The following is a 14,435-nucleotide window of genomic DNA, read 5'->3' as shown; positions in this document are numbered from 1 at the left end:
CCCACCCGGACGGTGGGGGAGGGGTTCGCGGTCGGTCGGCTTCCCGCCCGAACGCCCGTGCCGGATACTGGCTCCCATGGCGATCATCTACAAGGCCGATCTCACCCCGAGCAAACCCGAGCTGATCGGCGCCTGGCTGGACGCTCAGCCGTGGGCTGGCCGGGGGCCCGGCGAGATCCTCGGCGCGTACCGGTTCGACGACCCGGAGGGCGAGGTCGGGGTGGAGGTGTTCCTGGTCCGGCGCGGGGACCGTCTGCTCCACCTGCCGCTGACCTACCGGGGTGCGCCCCTGCCCGGCCACGAGGAGCACCTCGTCGGCACCCTGGAGCACTCCGTCCTGGGAACGCGCTGGGTCTACGACGGCACCGAGGACGAGGTGTCCCTCGCCTGTTTCCGGCGGGCTCTGGAGGGCGAGCAGGAGCAGGCGGAGCTGGAGGTCTGGGAGGAGGGCCGCCGCCTGGAGAACAGGTCCCAGCAGGTCGTGGTCTCCAGGGAGCCCGGCACCGGCTCCCCCCGGGGCGGACGGGTGCTGGTCCAGCGGGTCCTGGACGGTGAGCCCGAGGGGAGCGTGCGACTTCTCGCCCGGTGGGGCGACGAGCGGGCGGTGGTCGCGACTCTGGTCTGACCTGCGGTCCCTCCTGCCCGAGCGGGGCCCGCCACACACGGGACCGGGCTCGGTGCCGGTGGTCGGGCACCCTCCGCGTGCCGACCTGTCGGCGGTGTGTGGTTGGCTCCTCCCATGGGTGTGGAGATCGAGCGGTTCGTGCGGTTGGTGGGTGCTCTGCCGGAGTGCGAGTCCAGGGACTCGGACCAGTACACGACGTTCCGCGTGCGCGGCAGGCCCTTCGGCTACCTGTGGCCGCGCACCGCCACCGTGGGGCTGAAGCAGACCCTCCTGGAGCAGACCGCGCTGGTGGCCGAGCGGCCCGAGGTGTTCGAGGTGCAGTTCACCGCGGGCGGGTTCGGCTGGGTGGTCGTCCACCTCGACGGGATCGACCTGGACGAGCTCAGCGAGCTCACCCTGGAGGCCTGGTACCTGACCGCGCCCGAGGAGCTGATCGCCGCCCCGCCGACCCCGGCGTCCCTGGTCCGGGCCTGACCCGGACCCCGGACAGGTCCTCGGTCCGGCCGCGTGCGTACGCGGCCGGTCCCACCCGTCGGCCCGGCCGGATCCCGTGGTCCGCGCGTCTATTGTTCAGCCCCCGGAGCGACCTCGTACGGTCTGTTCAGGTTGCCGAGGGCCTGCGCAACGGCAGGTGCCGTCCCAAGGTCCCGAAGTGGTTACGGTGCGCCCAGGCGGAGTGGTCGCCGATCACGTAGAGCCGACGTTTGGCCCGGCTGGCGGCCACGTTCAGCAGGTTCGGAGTCTGGCTGGCCCACTCCATCGCCCCTTCCCGGTGGGGTGATCCACCGAGCACGAAAACCACCACACCGGCCTCCTTGCCCTGTGATGTGTGGATGGTCCCGGTTCGGTCAGGGCGCACCCCGAAACCGCGGGCGATCCGGCCCACCTTGGTGGCCACAGCCCGGAAGGGGGCCAGCACGAACACGTCGTCCATGTGGTGACCGCGCCTGTCCAGACCCCGCAGAAGCCACTCCAACGCCTCACCCTCCGCCGGACGCCAGTGGTCCGACGAACCCGAACCTGACGCGGGAACGTGCACCCACTGGCTGGGCGGCAGATCCAGTTCCCCACGGGCAGGCGTGCCGTACACCATCATCCCGTCGTAGGCGACCAGGTTGGAGACGGTGAACATCGGGTCCTCGCACCGGCGGTGCACCCGTAGGGGCGAGCCCACCCACAGGGCCTCCTCCCCGCCGCGGTCGAGCAGGGTGCCCAACGGGTTCACCGAGTCGGCCAGGGCCTGGACCGAGGTGCGCGCGGGCAACCACCGCTCCTCCACACCGAACCGGTTCCGCAGGTGCTGCTGGGCGGGGAAGGACAACGAGGTCACCGGTTCCAGCTGGAGCGGGTCGCCCACGATCACTGCGCGCCGCGACCGCCACAGCGCGCCCACCACCTGCTGGGGTGTGGCCTGCCCGGCCTCGTCCACCAGCAGCCACCCCAGCGACTCGGAGTCGAAGGCGCCGAAGAGCCGGGGGTAGGAGGCGAAGGTCGAGGACACCACCGGCACCACCAAAAACAGGCTCCGCAGGGCGTCACGCTCCAGGTCGGCGGGTGCGTTGCGTACCTCGCCGGAGAGGACCTGCATAGCGGCACGCAGGTTCTTGGCGAGTTTGCCCGGCACAGCCCGGACGAACGCCTGGTGCACGGCCAGGGCGGCCAGGAACACCTCGGTGCGGGACCGGGTCAGTTCCGGGTCGCTCCAGGGGGCGCTCAGTTCGCGTTCGTGCTCGTCGGTGAGCAGGTCTCCGAGGGGCACATGGCCGGGCCAGTTCCGCTGGGCGGCGTGCACCCTCCTCTCCGCCGTGACGAGCCGATTCCGGGCCTTCGCCAGTTCGCGGTCGGCGGTGTCCAGGGCGAGCTCGCGCCGGCTCACCTGCTGCTGTGCCTCCGCCTCCTCCAACCCACGCTCGTGTTCGACCGAGCGCAGATCTCCCACAACCCCCATCAGCTCGTCGTCCCGCTTCTGCCACTCCCGCAACCGACGGCCCAGGGAGAACACGACATCCCAGAAACCCGGCTTGAACTCCCAGTGTTGGGCGCGTTCGGCCTCCACGGACTGCCGTTGCTTCAGGACCTCCGCGTGCCGAAGCACGGTTTCCTCGTGGTCATCTCGCGCCGAGACCAGTTCCCTCTCACGCTTGGCCACGGTACGGGTCGCCCGGTCGGTTTCGTGCCGGAGCCCGGGCAGGCGCTCCACGTCGCGGGCGACCGCTTCACGGATCGCGACCAGCCTGTCCCGTTCCCGCAGAGCCCTGGAGAACCCCTCGACAGCCTTGCGCCACTCCCGCAGGGCCGAGCCCTGGTCGCCGCGGTCCGCTTGGTCGAGCTCCCTGAGCAGTGTGTACATGCCGTGCTCGCCCCGGGAACCGTCCGAGCGGTCCCCCCACCAGAAGCGTTTGACGAACCTGCGCCTGTTGCGTGCGTTGCCCAACTGGGCGGCCAGGGTCCCCCAGGCCTCCTCTCCGTCGTCGAGCATGTTGGTGGCGGTGGCCGCGAAGTAGTCGGCGTGCTTCCAGCGCTCGTCGACGGCCTGGCGGCCCGGGATCTCGGTGGTCACGTTGTCGACCGCGCCGTTGTTGGCCGAGGCGACGACGATCTCGAACCCCGCGAGCTCCGGGCGCAGTCGGGGAAATGAGGTCCGCCCCCTGGCGGTCTCCCAGGAACCCCACGTGGTGAAGGCGTCCCAGGGCTTGTCCATGCCGGACAGCACCCGTGCCCTCTCCACGACCACGTGTGCGACCAGGTCCCGCAGCAGGGTCGTCTTGCCGGTGCCCGGTGGACCGTTCACGGCGAACAGGCCCGGCCGCCTCCCCAGCGAGTCGGTGATGGTGTTGATCGCGATCTGCTGACTCAGCGCGAGGGGGTGGGTGTCCTTGGCGGGCCAGCGTCCGGATGGTGTCAACTCGGGGGAGACTCGGCGGACCGCCGCCGCCCCTTCGGCGCGGATGTCCCGTCGGGAGATTGAGGACACCTCCCGGGAGGAGGAGAGGTAATCGTGCAGTGCCGCCCCGTACCGTCCCTCGCGTACGGCCTCGGCGACCATGGCCAGGTCGTCGGCGATGAAGCTGTTCAGCAGAGGGGTGTCCGCGGAGTCCACGTCCTCGTCCAGGCGGGCCTCGGTGTCACCGGCCTGGCGGGCCAGAAGAACCTCCTGGCGTTCGGCCTCGTCTTGGGCCCGGGCCTGGGAGACCGGATAGCTCCTGATCCGCATGCCGAGTGTGAGCCGATCCCGCACGCCCAACAGCGAGGCCAGTACCTGGCACAGGGCCTTCAGTTCACCGTGCCCCAGCACCCGCGAGGACCGGTCGTCAGGTGCGGCGGGCGGACGCGACCCAGTGGTGGCCTCCGCCGACACCTCGGTCGAGGCCGACACCCCGGCGTCGAATCCGTCCACGCGGACCGCGGCGGCCGCTTCGACCGACACGTCCAACGAGTCGCGCACGGCCGCCCAGAGCTCGACCAGGGGAGCGGAGACGAGCCCGCCGTCCACCAGGGCGAGCAGTGCCCGTGTCGGTCCCGGGCCCGGTTCGGCGACCAACCACGCGTAGAGGGTCTCGAAGCGTTCCTCGACTCCGGTGAACCCCTCCAACCAGTCCTCGGCCGCCGGGCCGGGGGACAGTGTCCTGCCGACGGCCCAACCGCAGGTGGACACCACCTGCGTGCCGAGCAGGGCTTGGCCCCGTTCGTCCACATCGAAGGCGCCCAGGGCGGTCTCGGCGCCGGGCCGCTCTTCCACCTGCCTAGGGTCGGCACCGAAGGCCTCATCCAGGATGGTGTTGGTCTCCCGCGTGGAGAAGACCCCGAGGTGGACCGTGTGCCGCCAGACCGTGTTGCGCGGCGGACGCTTGTTGCACAGAGGGCTTCCCGTCTCCCAAGGCAGGGGGAGCCCGGCGTCCACGTCGCAGACGGGAGTGTCGCTTCGGAGGTCCGGGCGGTCCACCTTCTGTGGTTCGAAGAGCTCCACCGCCCGCCAGAAGTCCACGATGTGTGCGCGTTCCCGGTCGCTCCTGGCCACAGGTCCCCTCTTCCGTTCGGTGCGCGCGGACACGTTCGGTCCGCTGGGAGTCACCCGTCGTTGATACCAGTTGCGCGACGGCGTTCCTCACGGAGAGGCTTCCCTGAAGCGGATCGGGAGGCCCGTGGCCGCATCCGGCCAAGAGGGCCCTCGGCGTCATCCAGAGGAACCGCGCCGAATGGTGGCCGTATCCACGAGGTCGTGACCGATCTGGTCCTCCGAGGGCCTGGCCGCCCTCTTCGCCGGCGCCAGCCCCCGCAGGGGCGCTCCGGAGGAGTCCCAGTGACCTCGGGGGGTGGCCGCCGGTCACGTGGAGCCGGTTGTTCGGTTCGACCGGCGGCCGCGGTCAGCGGTCCAGGAGCTCCTCCGTGGTGGTGCCGGGAAGGGCGACCGTGACCTGTGTGTCCCACGGGTCGCGGAGCACCACCGACCTGCCGGTGTCGGCGTGGTCCAGCTTGTGCTCCCTCAGGCGAGCGACGAGCGCGTCGAGGTCCTGGCGCGCGGGCACGGTGATCGCCACGTCGCCCAGCCCCAGGCTCGCGGCGCGCGGACCCGCGCCCGCGCTCTGCCAGGTGTTCATCGCGACGTGGTGGTGGTAGCCGCCCGCCGACGCGAACAGCGCGCCGGGGTAGGTGTCGACCGTGGTCTCGAACCCGATGGCGTCGACGTAGAAGGCTCTGGCGGTCTCGATGTCGCCGACCTGCAGGTGGACGTGTCCGACCCTGCCCGCCCGGTGCGGCCCCTCGGCGATGACCGCCTCGTCGAGGTGCGCGCGCAGGTAGTCGTTGGGGTCCAGGTACAGCGTGCCCATCCGCAGCCGTCCCTGGTCGTACCTCCAGGCCGACCGGTCCCGGTCGGTGTAGAGCTCGATGCCGTTGCCCTCGGGGTCGGTGAAGTAGAAGGCCTCGCTGACCAGGTGGTCGGAGGAGCCCACGAACCGGCTGCGCGGCTCCTGCGCCGCGCGGTAGACGGTCGCGGCGAGCGACGCCGGGTCCTCGAACAGGAACGCGGTGTGGAACAGCCCGGCCTGGCGCGGGTCGACGGCGGGCAGCCCCGGGGTGGAGACCAGCCGGACCATGGGGGTCCGGCCGCGGCCGAGCACGCGGTGCACCTCGCGGCCGTGCGCCCGCTCCTCGACGGGTTCCAGGGCGAGCGCGTTCGCGTAGTAGGAGGTCATCGACTCCAGGTCGCCCACGCGCAGGGTCACGGCGTCCATGCCCGCGTCGTCGCTCAGGTTGCGCTCGTCCGGGGACGACGCCCGCGGTGTCGTCTCGGTCGCATCGGACATGGTGGTCTCCCAGTCAGTAGGTCCGAGGGTTCGCCGTGCCTCGGAGGTCGGGGCTTCTTTGCCCGGATAACACCATCCTAGGGAAGTTTCTTCCTTGTCAAATAAATGTCGTGCGGCCCTCCCCGCCGATCCCGCGCCGGTCCCCGGGAAACGGCGCACCGGAAAAGGGGAGCGCCCGTTCACGGTCACCGCCCCGTGAACGGGCGCCTCGTCCGGTCCGGCGGCCGACAGAGCCCGGCTCAGACCAGGGCGTGGCCGTGGGCGGCCACGAGCGGGGCCAGGTCGGGGACTCCGAAGCGCGTGCGCAGCTCCTTGAAGCGGGTCACCTTGTCCTCGCCGAAGCGGGCGACGGACGCGGTGTAGGAGTCGGCGGAGAAGAACACCGGCGGGTTGCGCTTGCTGTGGAACTTGTCGGCGTACATCACCAGCTCCTCCTCGGCGGACTCGGCCACGTAGTCCCCCTCCGGAACGGGAAGCCCCTGGTCGCGGATGTCCTCCCGGGTCAGCCCCACCCCGGTGTGGTGCGAGCAGAACCGGCACAGCGCCTCGGGCAGCCCCTCCCCGGCGAGGACCTCGTGACCGAGCACCCCGTGGCTCACGTAGCGCGCGTGGTCGAGCCGCCCGGAGGAGTCGTACAGGCGGTAGACCCCGATGTCGTGCAGCAGGCACCCCGCCCGCACCAGAGCGCGGTCCAGCGCCGGGCCGGAGCGGTCGAGCAGCTGCTCGGCGACCGCGCACACGATCTCGCAGTGGGTGTGGACGAGGTCGAACGCCTCGCGTGTGGGCGCGTACCTCTCGTGCAGCGCGCGGATCTCTTCGTCGCTCGGGATCACCATGTCCACGAAGGTAACCGCAACGGCGGCCGCACCTTCCACGCCTCCTCCCCGTCCCGGTGGGGGAGGCCGTACCCCCGGAGGAAGGGCGGCGCGGACGGCTTCTGCCCAAGTGACGCGCGGGGCTTTTGTTTCGCAGGGTGATCATGTGATCCTCATGGGTAGCTGTGGCGGCAGTGGCTGTGTCCACGCGGGCGTGCGGAGCCCGCCGGACCCGGAGGCGTCGGGAGGGGCATGCGGTCTCTGAGCGGCCTCGTCCGCGCCGGACTGCGGTCGGCGGCCCGCGCGGGCTCGGCGGCGCTGGACCGCCTGTCCGCGGACGGGGGATCGGTGGTACAGGCCACAGTCGCCGCGACCGCGGCGTGGATCATCGCGGGCGGCCTGGTCACCGACCACTCCCCCTTCTTCGCGCCGATCGCCGCGGTCATCGCGCTCAACGCCGCGGGCGGGGAGCGGGGGACCAACGCCGTGCGGATGCTGCTCGGCGTGGTCATCGGCATCGTCGTCGGTGAACTGGCCCTGGTCGTCACCGGCGGAGGTTACGGGGCCCTGGCCGCCGCCACCGGCGTGGCGATGGCGATCGCCGTCGCCGTCGGCGCCGCCCGGCTCGTGATCGCCCAGGCGGCGGCCGGTGCGATCCTCACGGTGGCCTTCGCCGGGACCGGCAGGCTCACCGACGCCCTCATCGGAGCGGGCGTGGCGCTCGTGGTGAGCCAGCTCCTGTTCCCCGCGCGCGTGGTCTCGCGGCTGCGCCGGGCCGAGGCCGCCGCGCTGGCGGAGATGGTCCGCCTGCTCGGCGCGACCGGCCGCGCGCTGGAGGAGGACGAGGACCCCTCCCTGTGGACGGTGGACCGTCTGGGCGCTCTGAGCAGGCCGATGGCCGACCTCAGCCGCGCCCGCGAGAACAGCCACCGCGCGGTGCGCTGGTCCAGTGCGCGGTGGACCGACCCCGAGCCGCTGCGGTACGAGGACGAGCGGATCGACCGGCTCATCATCCTCGGGGAGAGCTGCCTGTCACTCGCGCGGACCACCGCCGCCACGGAGACCGACGAGCGCCGACGCCTGGCACCGGTGGTGTGCGAGATGGCCTCCGTGCTCGACGTGCTGGCCACGGGCCTCGGAGACCGCGCGGCGCGCCAGCGCGCGGTCGACCGGGTGCTCGGCCTGGTCGGGCCCTTCGACGAGGACGCGGTGGACGACCCCGTGACCGGGGCGGCCCACCTGTACGTGCGGATGGTGGCCACCGACATCATGCTGTTCGCCGGTCTCGAACCCGAGGGGGCCGAACGGGCGCTGGCCGGAGAGGACGAACAGACGCGGGTCGCCCACCCGCCGCGCGAGCCGTGGCTGCCGTGGGCGCCCCGGGGACGCGCCCGGGGCGGGGACCGGGGCCGACGCCGTCGGCCGTTCCGGCGCTCCTGAACCGTCCGGGTCCGGCGGCGGCCGTCGCCCGCCTCCGGTCTCCCGGCACCGCCGAAGACGCCCGTTCGCGCCCGGCGCGAACGGGCGTGACCCCGCCCCCTAGCCGTCCGAGGGCAGCTCGGAGTGCCCCAGGTGGTGTTCGGGGGCGATCCGGTCCCGGATGAGGCGCTTGAGCTCGGCGGCGTCGGTGAAGGCCGCGTCGGTCCGGCGCGACCACACGCTCTCCCCGTCCAGGCGCACCTCGAACACGCCGTTGGTGCCCGGGACGAGAGCGACCTCGCCGAGTTCGGCCTCGAACGTGGTCAGCAGCTCCTGTGCCATCCAGGTGGCCCGCGGGAGCCACCGGCACCGGGTGCAGTACTCGATCTCCAGCCGCGGTTCCTTGACCTCCATGACTCCCAGCATGGCACGGGGACGGGCCCGAGAGGGAGGCCGGAGCGCATTGTCGCGGCCGGTGCGCGAAGGCGTTGCCCGCGCGTGCAGGGTCTTTGGCGCGCCCGTGGGGCGACGGCTCACCGCCCGCCGTGATCCGGAACCCTTCCGGAATCAGGGGTGTTCGGTCGTGGGCGAGTCACGGCTGCACGTCACCGAACAGGGCGGATGCCGTGCGGCAGGAGAGCCGACCGCCAAGTTATCCGGAATATTCCGGAATTTATTGACAACACAGCGGAGCCGGACGGACACTGACTCTGTGACGGGGCTCACGGTCCCCGTCGGGTCGGATCACCCCCGGTCCGGTCCTCCGCACGCCTCCTGACCCCCCAATCCCCGAGGAGGAAGCACCCATGAACCATCCCCCCGCACCCCCGCGCGGCCGCGGACGAGGCCGCGCCAGAACGCTCGTCGGCCGGGTCTGCGCCGTCGCGGTCGCGCTGGTCACGACCCTGGCGCTGCTGCCCGGCACCGCCAGCGCGGCCATCACCACCAACCAGACCGGCACCCACAACGGCTACTTCTACTCCTTCTGGACCGACAGCCAGGGGACCGTCTCCATGGAGCTGGGCTCCGGCGGCAACTACACCACCTCATGGCGCAACACCGGCAACTTCGTCGCCGGCAAGGGCTGGCCCACCGGCGGGCGCAGGGCGGTGACCTACTCGGGCAGCTTCAACCCGTCCGGAAACTCCTACCTGACGCTCTACGGGTGGACGAGGAGCCCGCTCGTGGAGTACTACATCGTCGACAACTGGGGCACCTACCGGCCCACCGGAACGCACATGGGCACGGTCACCAGCGACGGCGGCACCTACGACATCTACCGGACGATGCGCTACGACGCCCCCTCCATCGACGGCATCCAGACCTTCCCCCAGTACTGGAGCGTGCGCCAGTCCAGGCGCACGGGCGGAACCATCACCTCCGGAAACCACTTCGACGCGTGGGCCCGGGCCGGAATGAACCTGGGCAACCACGACTACATGATCATGGCCACGGAGGGCTACCAGAGCAGCGGGAGCTCCAACATCACCGTGGGTTCCAGCGGCGGCGGCAACCCGGGCAACCCCGGCAACCCCGGTGGCGGCGGCTGCACCGCGACCCTGTCCGCGGGCCAGCAGTGGAGCGACCGGTACAACCTCAACGTCTCGGTCAGCGGTTCGAGCGACTGGACCGTGACGATGAACGTGCCGTCCCCGGCCAGGATCAGCGCCACGTGGAACGTCAGCGCCGACTACCCCAGCTCCCAGGTGCTGACCGCCAGGCCCAACGGCAACGGCAACAACTGGGGCGTGACGATCGACCACAACGGCAACTGGACCTGGCCGACGGTCTCCTGCAACGCGAACTGATCCCGGACGCCGCCCACACCCACCCGCGGCGCGGCGGCCCCGGCCGCCGCGCCGCCCGGAGCGGCACGTGAGGGTCCCCGGCACCGAACGGCGCCGGGGACCCTCACGTGCCGTGGAAGAGGGTGAGGTCGACCGCGGGCGCGTCCGTGTACACCACGCCCGGCTCCGGCGGGACGGGCTCGCCCGACGCGGGGTCGGTGCAGTGGGCGTCGAACATCCGCGCCTCGTCGAGGGGCACCAGGGTCCGGTCGGTGACCGTCCAGCCGCGCACCAGCGTCACGGGGACGTCCACCCCGTCGGGAAGCGTGTGGGAGATCCGGTCGGTGGGGCTGCGCAGCACCACCGCCGCGAGGTCGCCGCCGGTGACGGCGGCGCACAGCCGCTCCACCACCGCCGGGTGTTCGGCGTCGAAGCCCTCCTCCCGGCGTTCGACGGATGTGACCAGCACGTGCCGGGTGTGCAGGGTCAGGATGTGCTTCGTGCCGGGCAGTTCGTCGAGGAGGGCGGACAGCAGGGCGGAGGCGTGTGAGGAGAGCATGCTCTGAGTATGCGCGCGCCGACGCGGCCGGACCGGGTTGTCCACAGGCCCGATCGGGGCGGATCAGAGTTCCTTCCGGGGGAGGCCGCTGGCAGGCTGTCCCCGGGGCGCGCGGTGCTCCGGCCCTCGGTTCCGGTTCCTCCCCAGCGGGTCAGAGCACCGGTCGGCCTCCGGAGGGAGGCGGTCCGTGCCGCGTACCGATCGCTCCCTCGTCCCGTCCGCCGAGTACGGGACCGCCCTTCTGACTCCGGCCCCCGGGCCCGGTTCCTCCCACCAGCCGGTGGGAGCGGGACCGCCCGGCACCAGAGCCCCGTTCCGGGTTCCGGCGGCCGGACGACCCCGCCCGCACGTTTCCGGCTAGGGCTTGCGTGCCACGCCGCCGTACTGGGCGACCTCCTTGGGCTCGCCCAGCTCGGTGGGCAGCGGGCGCCACAGGGACGCCGAGACCACGCCGGGCTCCAGCAGTTCCAGACCGTCGAAGAAGCGCTCGATCTCCTCGGCGGTGCGCAGGTGGATGGGCTGGCTCGCGCCCTCGTTCCACGCCTTGGACGCCTCGATGATCTGCGGACTCGTGCTCGTGCTGTCGCACAGGGCCAGGAAACTGCCCGACGGCAGCGCGTCCACGTAGGCGCGGGCCAGGGCGTAGGTGTTCTCGTCCGCGGGGAAGTGGCCCAGGGTGCCCATGAACGTCAGCCCGATCGGCTGGGAGAAGTCCAGGTACCGGCGGGCCTGCTCCAGGAGGGGGCCGGGGTCGGTCAGGTCGGCGTCGACGTACTCGGTCGAGCCCTCGGGGCTGCTGGTGAGCAGGGCGCGGGCGTGGGTCAGCACCAGGGGGTCGTTGTCGACGTAGACGACCTTGCACTCGGGTGCGGCGGCCTGGGCGGCCTCGTGGGTGTTGTTGGCGGTGGGCAGGCCGGTGCCGATGTCCAGGAACTGGCGGACGCCCTCCTCCTCGACCAGGTGCGTGACCGAGCGGACGAGGAACTGCCGGTCGGCGCGGGCGACCTCCACGATCTCGGGGAAGGCCCGCGCGATCTGCTGGCCCAGCTCCCGGTCGACGGGGTAGTTGTCCTTGCCCTCCAGCCAGTAGTTCCACACGCGTGCGGAGTGGGGGACCGACGTGTCGATGGGGGGAGTGGCGGTCATGGTGTCCTCTCGGGGAAGTGGGTGTCGCACTGCGATTGTCCTGGCCCGGTGGGCACCACCGCAACCACGAAACCCTTGCGTCACAGGGGTTTGCGGGCAACGATGCGTGCCCTCCTACGCCCCCGTGCGTCCCCGGCCCGGCTCCCTCCCGCCCCGGCGCCCTCCGGGTTCCGCCGGGCCCGCGTGCGCGCGTTCGGCCAGGTGGGATGTCTAGCATGGAACCCATGAACGAACTCTCCGCAGAGCAGACGGGCCGGGTCATCGCCCTGGCCATGGACCTGGCCCGGGAGGGGCGCACGGAGGAGCTGCTGGAGTTCCTCGACCACGGCCTTCCCGTGGACGCCCGCGACGAGCAGGGCAACACCCTGGTGATGCTCGCCGCCTACCACGGACAGGAGGCCGCGGTCCGCGCCCTCGTGGACCGCGGCGCCGACGTGGACCTGCGCAACGACCGGGACCAGACCCCCGTGGCCGGTGCGCTGTTCAAGGGGGAGGAGGGCATCGTGGCGGTGCTCGTCGCCGCGGGCGCCGACCTCGACGCGGGCACGCCGAGCGCCCGCGCCGCGGCCGAGATGTTCGGCCGCTCCCACCTGCTGCCCTGATCCGCCGATCCCGCCCCGGGGGCCGCGCCGCCGCGGCCCCCGGGCCCGACGGCGTTCGACGCCCTCCGGGGACCCGCGGGCCCGGGCCCCCAACAGGCCGAGCCGACGCGGTCGGGGCCGCGTCGGCTCGGTGGATCGGACCCGGGTCCGGGGTCCTCACGCCCTCGCCCCGGTCGGGGCCTCAGGCGTCGCTCAGACGGCGTCCGAGTTGGGGTCGGTCGCGGAGACCTTGCCCGCCTGGAGGGCCTCGATCGCCTTGCGCACGCCCTCACCGTAGGCCGGGTCGGCCTTGGTGCAGTTGCCGATGTGGCGCTCGATGGTGGCCTGGGAGGCGCCGTCGATCGCGCGCGCGGTGTTCTCGAACAGGCGCTGCTGCTCGTCCGCGTTCATCAGACGGAACAGGTTCCCCGGCTGCTCGAAGTAGTTGTCGTCGTCCTCGCGGTAGTCGAACCGGTCCGCGGTCGAGCCGATGGCCTGCGACGGCTCGGCGTAGGAGGGCTGCTCCTGCCAGCGGCCGTAGGAGTTGGGCTCGATGCCGGGCACGCCGCCCTGGTTGCCGTCCACGCGCATCGTGCCGTCGCGGTGGTAGGTGTTGACCAGCTTGGCGCCGCGCGGGTAGTTCACCGGGATCTGGTGGTGGTTGACGCCCAGGCGGTAGCGGGCGGCGTCACCGTAGGAGAACAGGCGGCCCTGGAGCATGCGGTCGGGCGAGAAGCTGATGCCCGGGACCAGGTTGGCCGGGGTGAAGGCGGCCTGCTCCACGTCCGCGAAGTAGTTCTCCGGGTTGCGGTTGAGCTCGAACTCGCCGACCTCGATGAGCGGGTAGTCCTTCTTGGACCAGACCTTGGTCAGGTCGAAGGGGTGGAAGCGGTAGTCCGCCGCCTCGGCCTCGGGCATGATCTGGACGTAGAAGGTCCACTTGGGGTTGTCGCCCCGCTCGATGGCCTCGAACAGGTCGCGCTGCGCGGACTCGCGGTCCCCGGCCACGACCTGGGCGGCCTCCTGGTCCGTGAGGTTCTTGATGCCCTGCTGGGTCCGGAAGTGGAACTTGGCCCAGAAGCGCTCGCCCGCCTCGTTGATGAACGAGAAGGTGTGCGAGCCGAAGCCGTGCATGTGGCGGTAGCCGTCGGGGATGCCGCGGTCCGACATCACGATGGTGACCTGGTGCAGGGCCTCGGGGAGGTTGGTCCAGAAGTCCCAGTTGTTCTCGGCCGAGCGCATGTTGGTGCGAGGGTCGCGCTTGACGGCGCGGTTGAGGTCGGGGAACTTCAGCGGGTCGCGGAAGAAGAAGACCGGGGTGTTGTTGCCGACGACGTCCCAGTTGCCCTCCTCGGTGTAGAAGCGCAGGGCGAAGCCGCGGATGTCGCGCTCGGCGTCGGCGGCGCCGCGCTCACCGGCGACCGTGGAGAAGCGGGCGAACATCTCGGTCTGCTTGCCGACCTCGGAGAAGATCGCGGCCTTGCTGTACCGGGTGATGTCCTGGGTGACCGTGAAGGTACCGAAGGCTCCGGAGCCCTTGGCGTGCATCCGACGCTCGGGGATGACCTCGCGGTCGAAGTGCGCGAGCTTCTCCAGGAACCACAGGTCCTGGAGCAGCATCGGGCCGCGCGGCCCGGCGGTGAGGCTGTTCTGGTTGTCGGCTACCGGGGCGCCGTTGGCCGTGGTCAGCGGCTTCGTGTTGTCCTGAGACATGAATTCCTCGGTCCTAAGGTGGGATCTTTCGGTGCCGCGGTCAGGGCACCGGGCGTGTGTCAGGCCTTCTGGCAGTCGGGGCAGATGCCCCAGTAGGTGACCTCGACCTCGTCTATGGCGAAACCGTGGTCCTGTGAACCCGTCATGCAGGGCGCGGCTCCGGTGGCGCAGTCCACGTCCGCGATCGTGCCGCAGCTGCGGCAGACCACGTGGTGGTGGTTGTCGCCCACCCTGCGCTCGTAGCGCGCGGGCGACCCCTCCGGTTCGATCCGCCTGACGAGTCCGACGTCCGTCAGAGCCTTGAGCACGTCGTACACCGCTTGTGTGGACACCGCACCGAGCTGGCCGCGGACCGCCTGGAGCACGGTGCTGGCGTCGGCGTGCGGATGAGCCCCGACCGCCTCCAGGACCGCCACCCGGGGTCGGGTCACGCGTAGCGAAGCCCCCCGGAGGAGGGCCTCGGTCTCCGTCTGGTGCATGCGCC

The 14,435-nt window shown here is 71.6% G+C and carries 13 protein-coding genes; 5 read left to right on the top strand and 8 right to left on the bottom strand.

Features of this window, described 5'->3' with window-relative positions; all coding sequences use genetic code 11:
- Positions 1–76: 76 nt before the first annotated feature.
- Positions 77–625, top strand: a complete 549-nt coding sequence (locus tag EV372_RS28525) for a CG0192-related protein (RefSeq protein WP_130398624.1) — start codon at positions 77–79, stop codon at positions 623–625.
- 114 nt (positions 626–739) lie between these two features.
- On the top strand, positions 740–1,099 hold the full coding sequence (locus tag EV372_RS28520; protein ID WP_130398623.1) for an MmcQ/YjbR family DNA-binding protein: 360 nt from the start codon (positions 740–742) through the stop codon (positions 1,097–1,099).
- Positions 1,100–1,226: 127 nt separating this feature from the next.
- Here EV372_RS28520 and EV372_RS28515 read toward each other — a convergent pair whose 3' ends face one another.
- The 3 genes from EV372_RS28515 to EV372_RS28505 form a co-directional block, all read right to left on the bottom strand.
- Positions 1,227–4,643 carry an AAA domain-containing protein gene (locus EV372_RS28515; RefSeq protein ID WP_130398622.1) on the bottom strand — a complete coding sequence of 1,139 codons (3,417 nt, stop codon included), beginning with the start codon at positions 4,641–4,643 and terminating at the stop codon, positions 1,227–1,229.
- Positions 4,644–4,989: 346 nt separating this feature from the next.
- Positions 4,990–5,931 (bottom strand): VOC family protein, encoded by a 942-nt coding sequence (locus EV372_RS28510; protein WP_130398621.1) that lies wholly within the window; start codon positions 5,929–5,931, stop codon positions 4,990–4,992.
- Between the two features lie 239 nt (positions 5,932–6,170).
- The gene (locus EV372_RS28505) at positions 6,171–6,767 is read right to left on the bottom strand and encodes an HD domain-containing protein (protein WP_130398620.1); all 597 of its coding nucleotides are present in this window, start codon (positions 6,765–6,767) and stop codon (positions 6,171–6,173) included.
- Positions 6,768–6,998: 231 nt separating this feature from the next.
- Here EV372_RS28505 and EV372_RS28500 point away from each other — a divergent pair, with 231 nt between their 5' ends.
- On the top strand, positions 6,999–8,186 hold the full coding sequence (locus tag EV372_RS28500; protein WP_130398619.1) for an FUSC family protein: 1,188 nt from the start codon (positions 6,999–7,001) through the stop codon (positions 8,184–8,186).
- Positions 8,187–8,285: 99 nt separating this feature from the next.
- On the opposite strand, the gene EV372_RS28495 is transcribed toward EV372_RS28500, so the two are convergent.
- Positions 8,286–8,579, bottom strand: a complete 294-nt coding sequence (locus tag EV372_RS28495; protein ID WP_019608408.1) for an Rdx family protein — start codon at positions 8,577–8,579, stop codon at positions 8,286–8,288.
- A gap of 392 nt (positions 8,580–8,971) precedes the next feature.
- On the opposite strand from EV372_RS28495, the gene EV372_RS28490 reads away from it, so the two are divergent.
- Positions 8,972–9,973, top strand: a complete 1,002-nt coding sequence (locus EV372_RS28490) for a glycoside hydrolase family 11 protein (protein WP_130398618.1) — start codon at positions 8,972–8,974, stop codon at positions 9,971–9,973.
- A 103-nt stretch (positions 9,974–10,076) separates the two neighbouring features.
- Here EV372_RS28490 and EV372_RS28485 read toward each other — a convergent pair whose 3' ends face one another.
- On the bottom strand, positions 10,077–10,511 hold the full coding sequence (locus EV372_RS28485; protein WP_130398617.1) for a hypothetical protein: 435 nt from the start codon (positions 10,509–10,511) through the stop codon (positions 10,077–10,079).
- 357 nt (positions 10,512–10,868) lie between these two features.
- On the bottom strand, positions 10,869–11,657 hold the full coding sequence (locus tag EV372_RS28480; RefSeq protein ID WP_019608411.1) for an SAM-dependent methyltransferase: 789 nt from the start codon (positions 11,655–11,657) through the stop codon (positions 10,869–10,871).
- Positions 11,658–11,881: 224 nt separating this feature from the next.
- Between EV372_RS28480 and EV372_RS28475 the strand changes: the two genes are divergently transcribed.
- Positions 11,882–12,259: an ankyrin repeat domain-containing protein gene (locus EV372_RS28475; RefSeq protein WP_130398616.1), complete on the top strand. Its 378-nt coding sequence runs from the start codon at positions 11,882–11,884 to the stop codon at positions 12,257–12,259.
- 192 nt (positions 12,260–12,451) lie between these two features.
- Here the strand turns inward: EV372_RS28475 and EV372_RS28470 are convergent, their stop codons facing one another.
- On the bottom strand, positions 12,452–13,951 hold the full coding sequence (locus EV372_RS28470) for a catalase (RefSeq protein WP_130398615.1): 1,500 nt from the start codon (positions 13,949–13,951) through the stop codon (positions 12,452–12,454).
- Positions 13,952–14,010: 59 nt separating this feature from the next.
- Positions 14,011–14,430 (bottom strand): Fur family transcriptional regulator, encoded by a 420-nt coding sequence (locus tag EV372_RS28465; RefSeq protein ID WP_013153727.1) that lies wholly within the window; start codon positions 14,428–14,430, stop codon positions 14,011–14,013.
- Positions 14,431–14,435: the final 5 nt, after the last annotated feature.

The organism is Nocardiopsis sp. CNZ308 (genome assembly GCF_004217075.1).
The sequence above is the reverse complement of the archived record's forward strand: the minus strand, read 5'-3'. Positions and strand labels throughout refer to the sequence as shown.

What these genes read in the sequence shown, in the direction of transcription:
- EV372_RS28505 (WP_130398620.1), bottom strand. Translation starts at nt 6,767, where the DNA reads ATGGTGATCCCGAGCGACGAAGAGATCCGCGCGCTGCACGAGAGGTAC.
- EV372_RS28490 (WP_130398618.1), top strand. Translation starts at nt 8,972, where the DNA reads ATGAACCATCCCCCCGCACCCCCGCGCGGCCGCGGACGAGGCCGCGCC.
- EV372_RS28485 (WP_130398617.1), bottom strand. Translation starts at nt 10,511, where the DNA reads ATGCTCTCCTCACACGCCTCCGCCCTGCTGTCCGCCCTCCTCGACGAA.
- EV372_RS28465 (WP_013153727.1), bottom strand. Translation starts at nt 14,430, where the DNA reads ATGCACCAGACGGAGACCGAGGCCCTCCTCCGGGGGGCTTCGCTACGC.
- EV372_RS28470 (WP_130398615.1), bottom strand. Translation starts at nt 13,951, where the DNA reads ATGTCTCAGGACAACACGAAGCCGCTGACCACGGCCAACGGCGCCCCG.
- EV372_RS28510 (WP_130398621.1), bottom strand. Translation starts at nt 5,931, where the DNA reads ATGTCCGATGCGACCGAGACGACACCGCGGGCGTCGTCCCCGGACGAG.
- EV372_RS28525 (WP_130398624.1), top strand. Translation starts at nt 77, where the DNA reads ATGGCGATCATCTACAAGGCCGATCTCACCCCGAGCAAACCCGAGCTG.
- EV372_RS28475 (WP_130398616.1), top strand. Translation starts at nt 11,882, where the DNA reads ATGAACGAACTCTCCGCAGAGCAGACGGGCCGGGTCATCGCCCTGGCC.
- EV372_RS28500 (WP_130398619.1), top strand. Translation starts at nt 6,999, where the DNA reads ATGCGGTCTCTGAGCGGCCTCGTCCGCGCCGGACTGCGGTCGGCGGCC.
- EV372_RS28480 (WP_019608411.1), bottom strand. Translation starts at nt 11,657, where the DNA reads ATGACCGCCACTCCCCCCATCGACACGTCGGTCCCCCACTCCGCACGC.
- EV372_RS28495 (WP_019608408.1), bottom strand. Translation starts at nt 8,579, where the DNA reads ATGGAGGTCAAGGAACCGCGGCTGGAGATCGAGTACTGCACCCGGTGC.
- EV372_RS28520 (WP_130398623.1), top strand. Translation starts at nt 740, where the DNA reads ATGGGTGTGGAGATCGAGCGGTTCGTGCGGTTGGTGGGTGCTCTGCCG.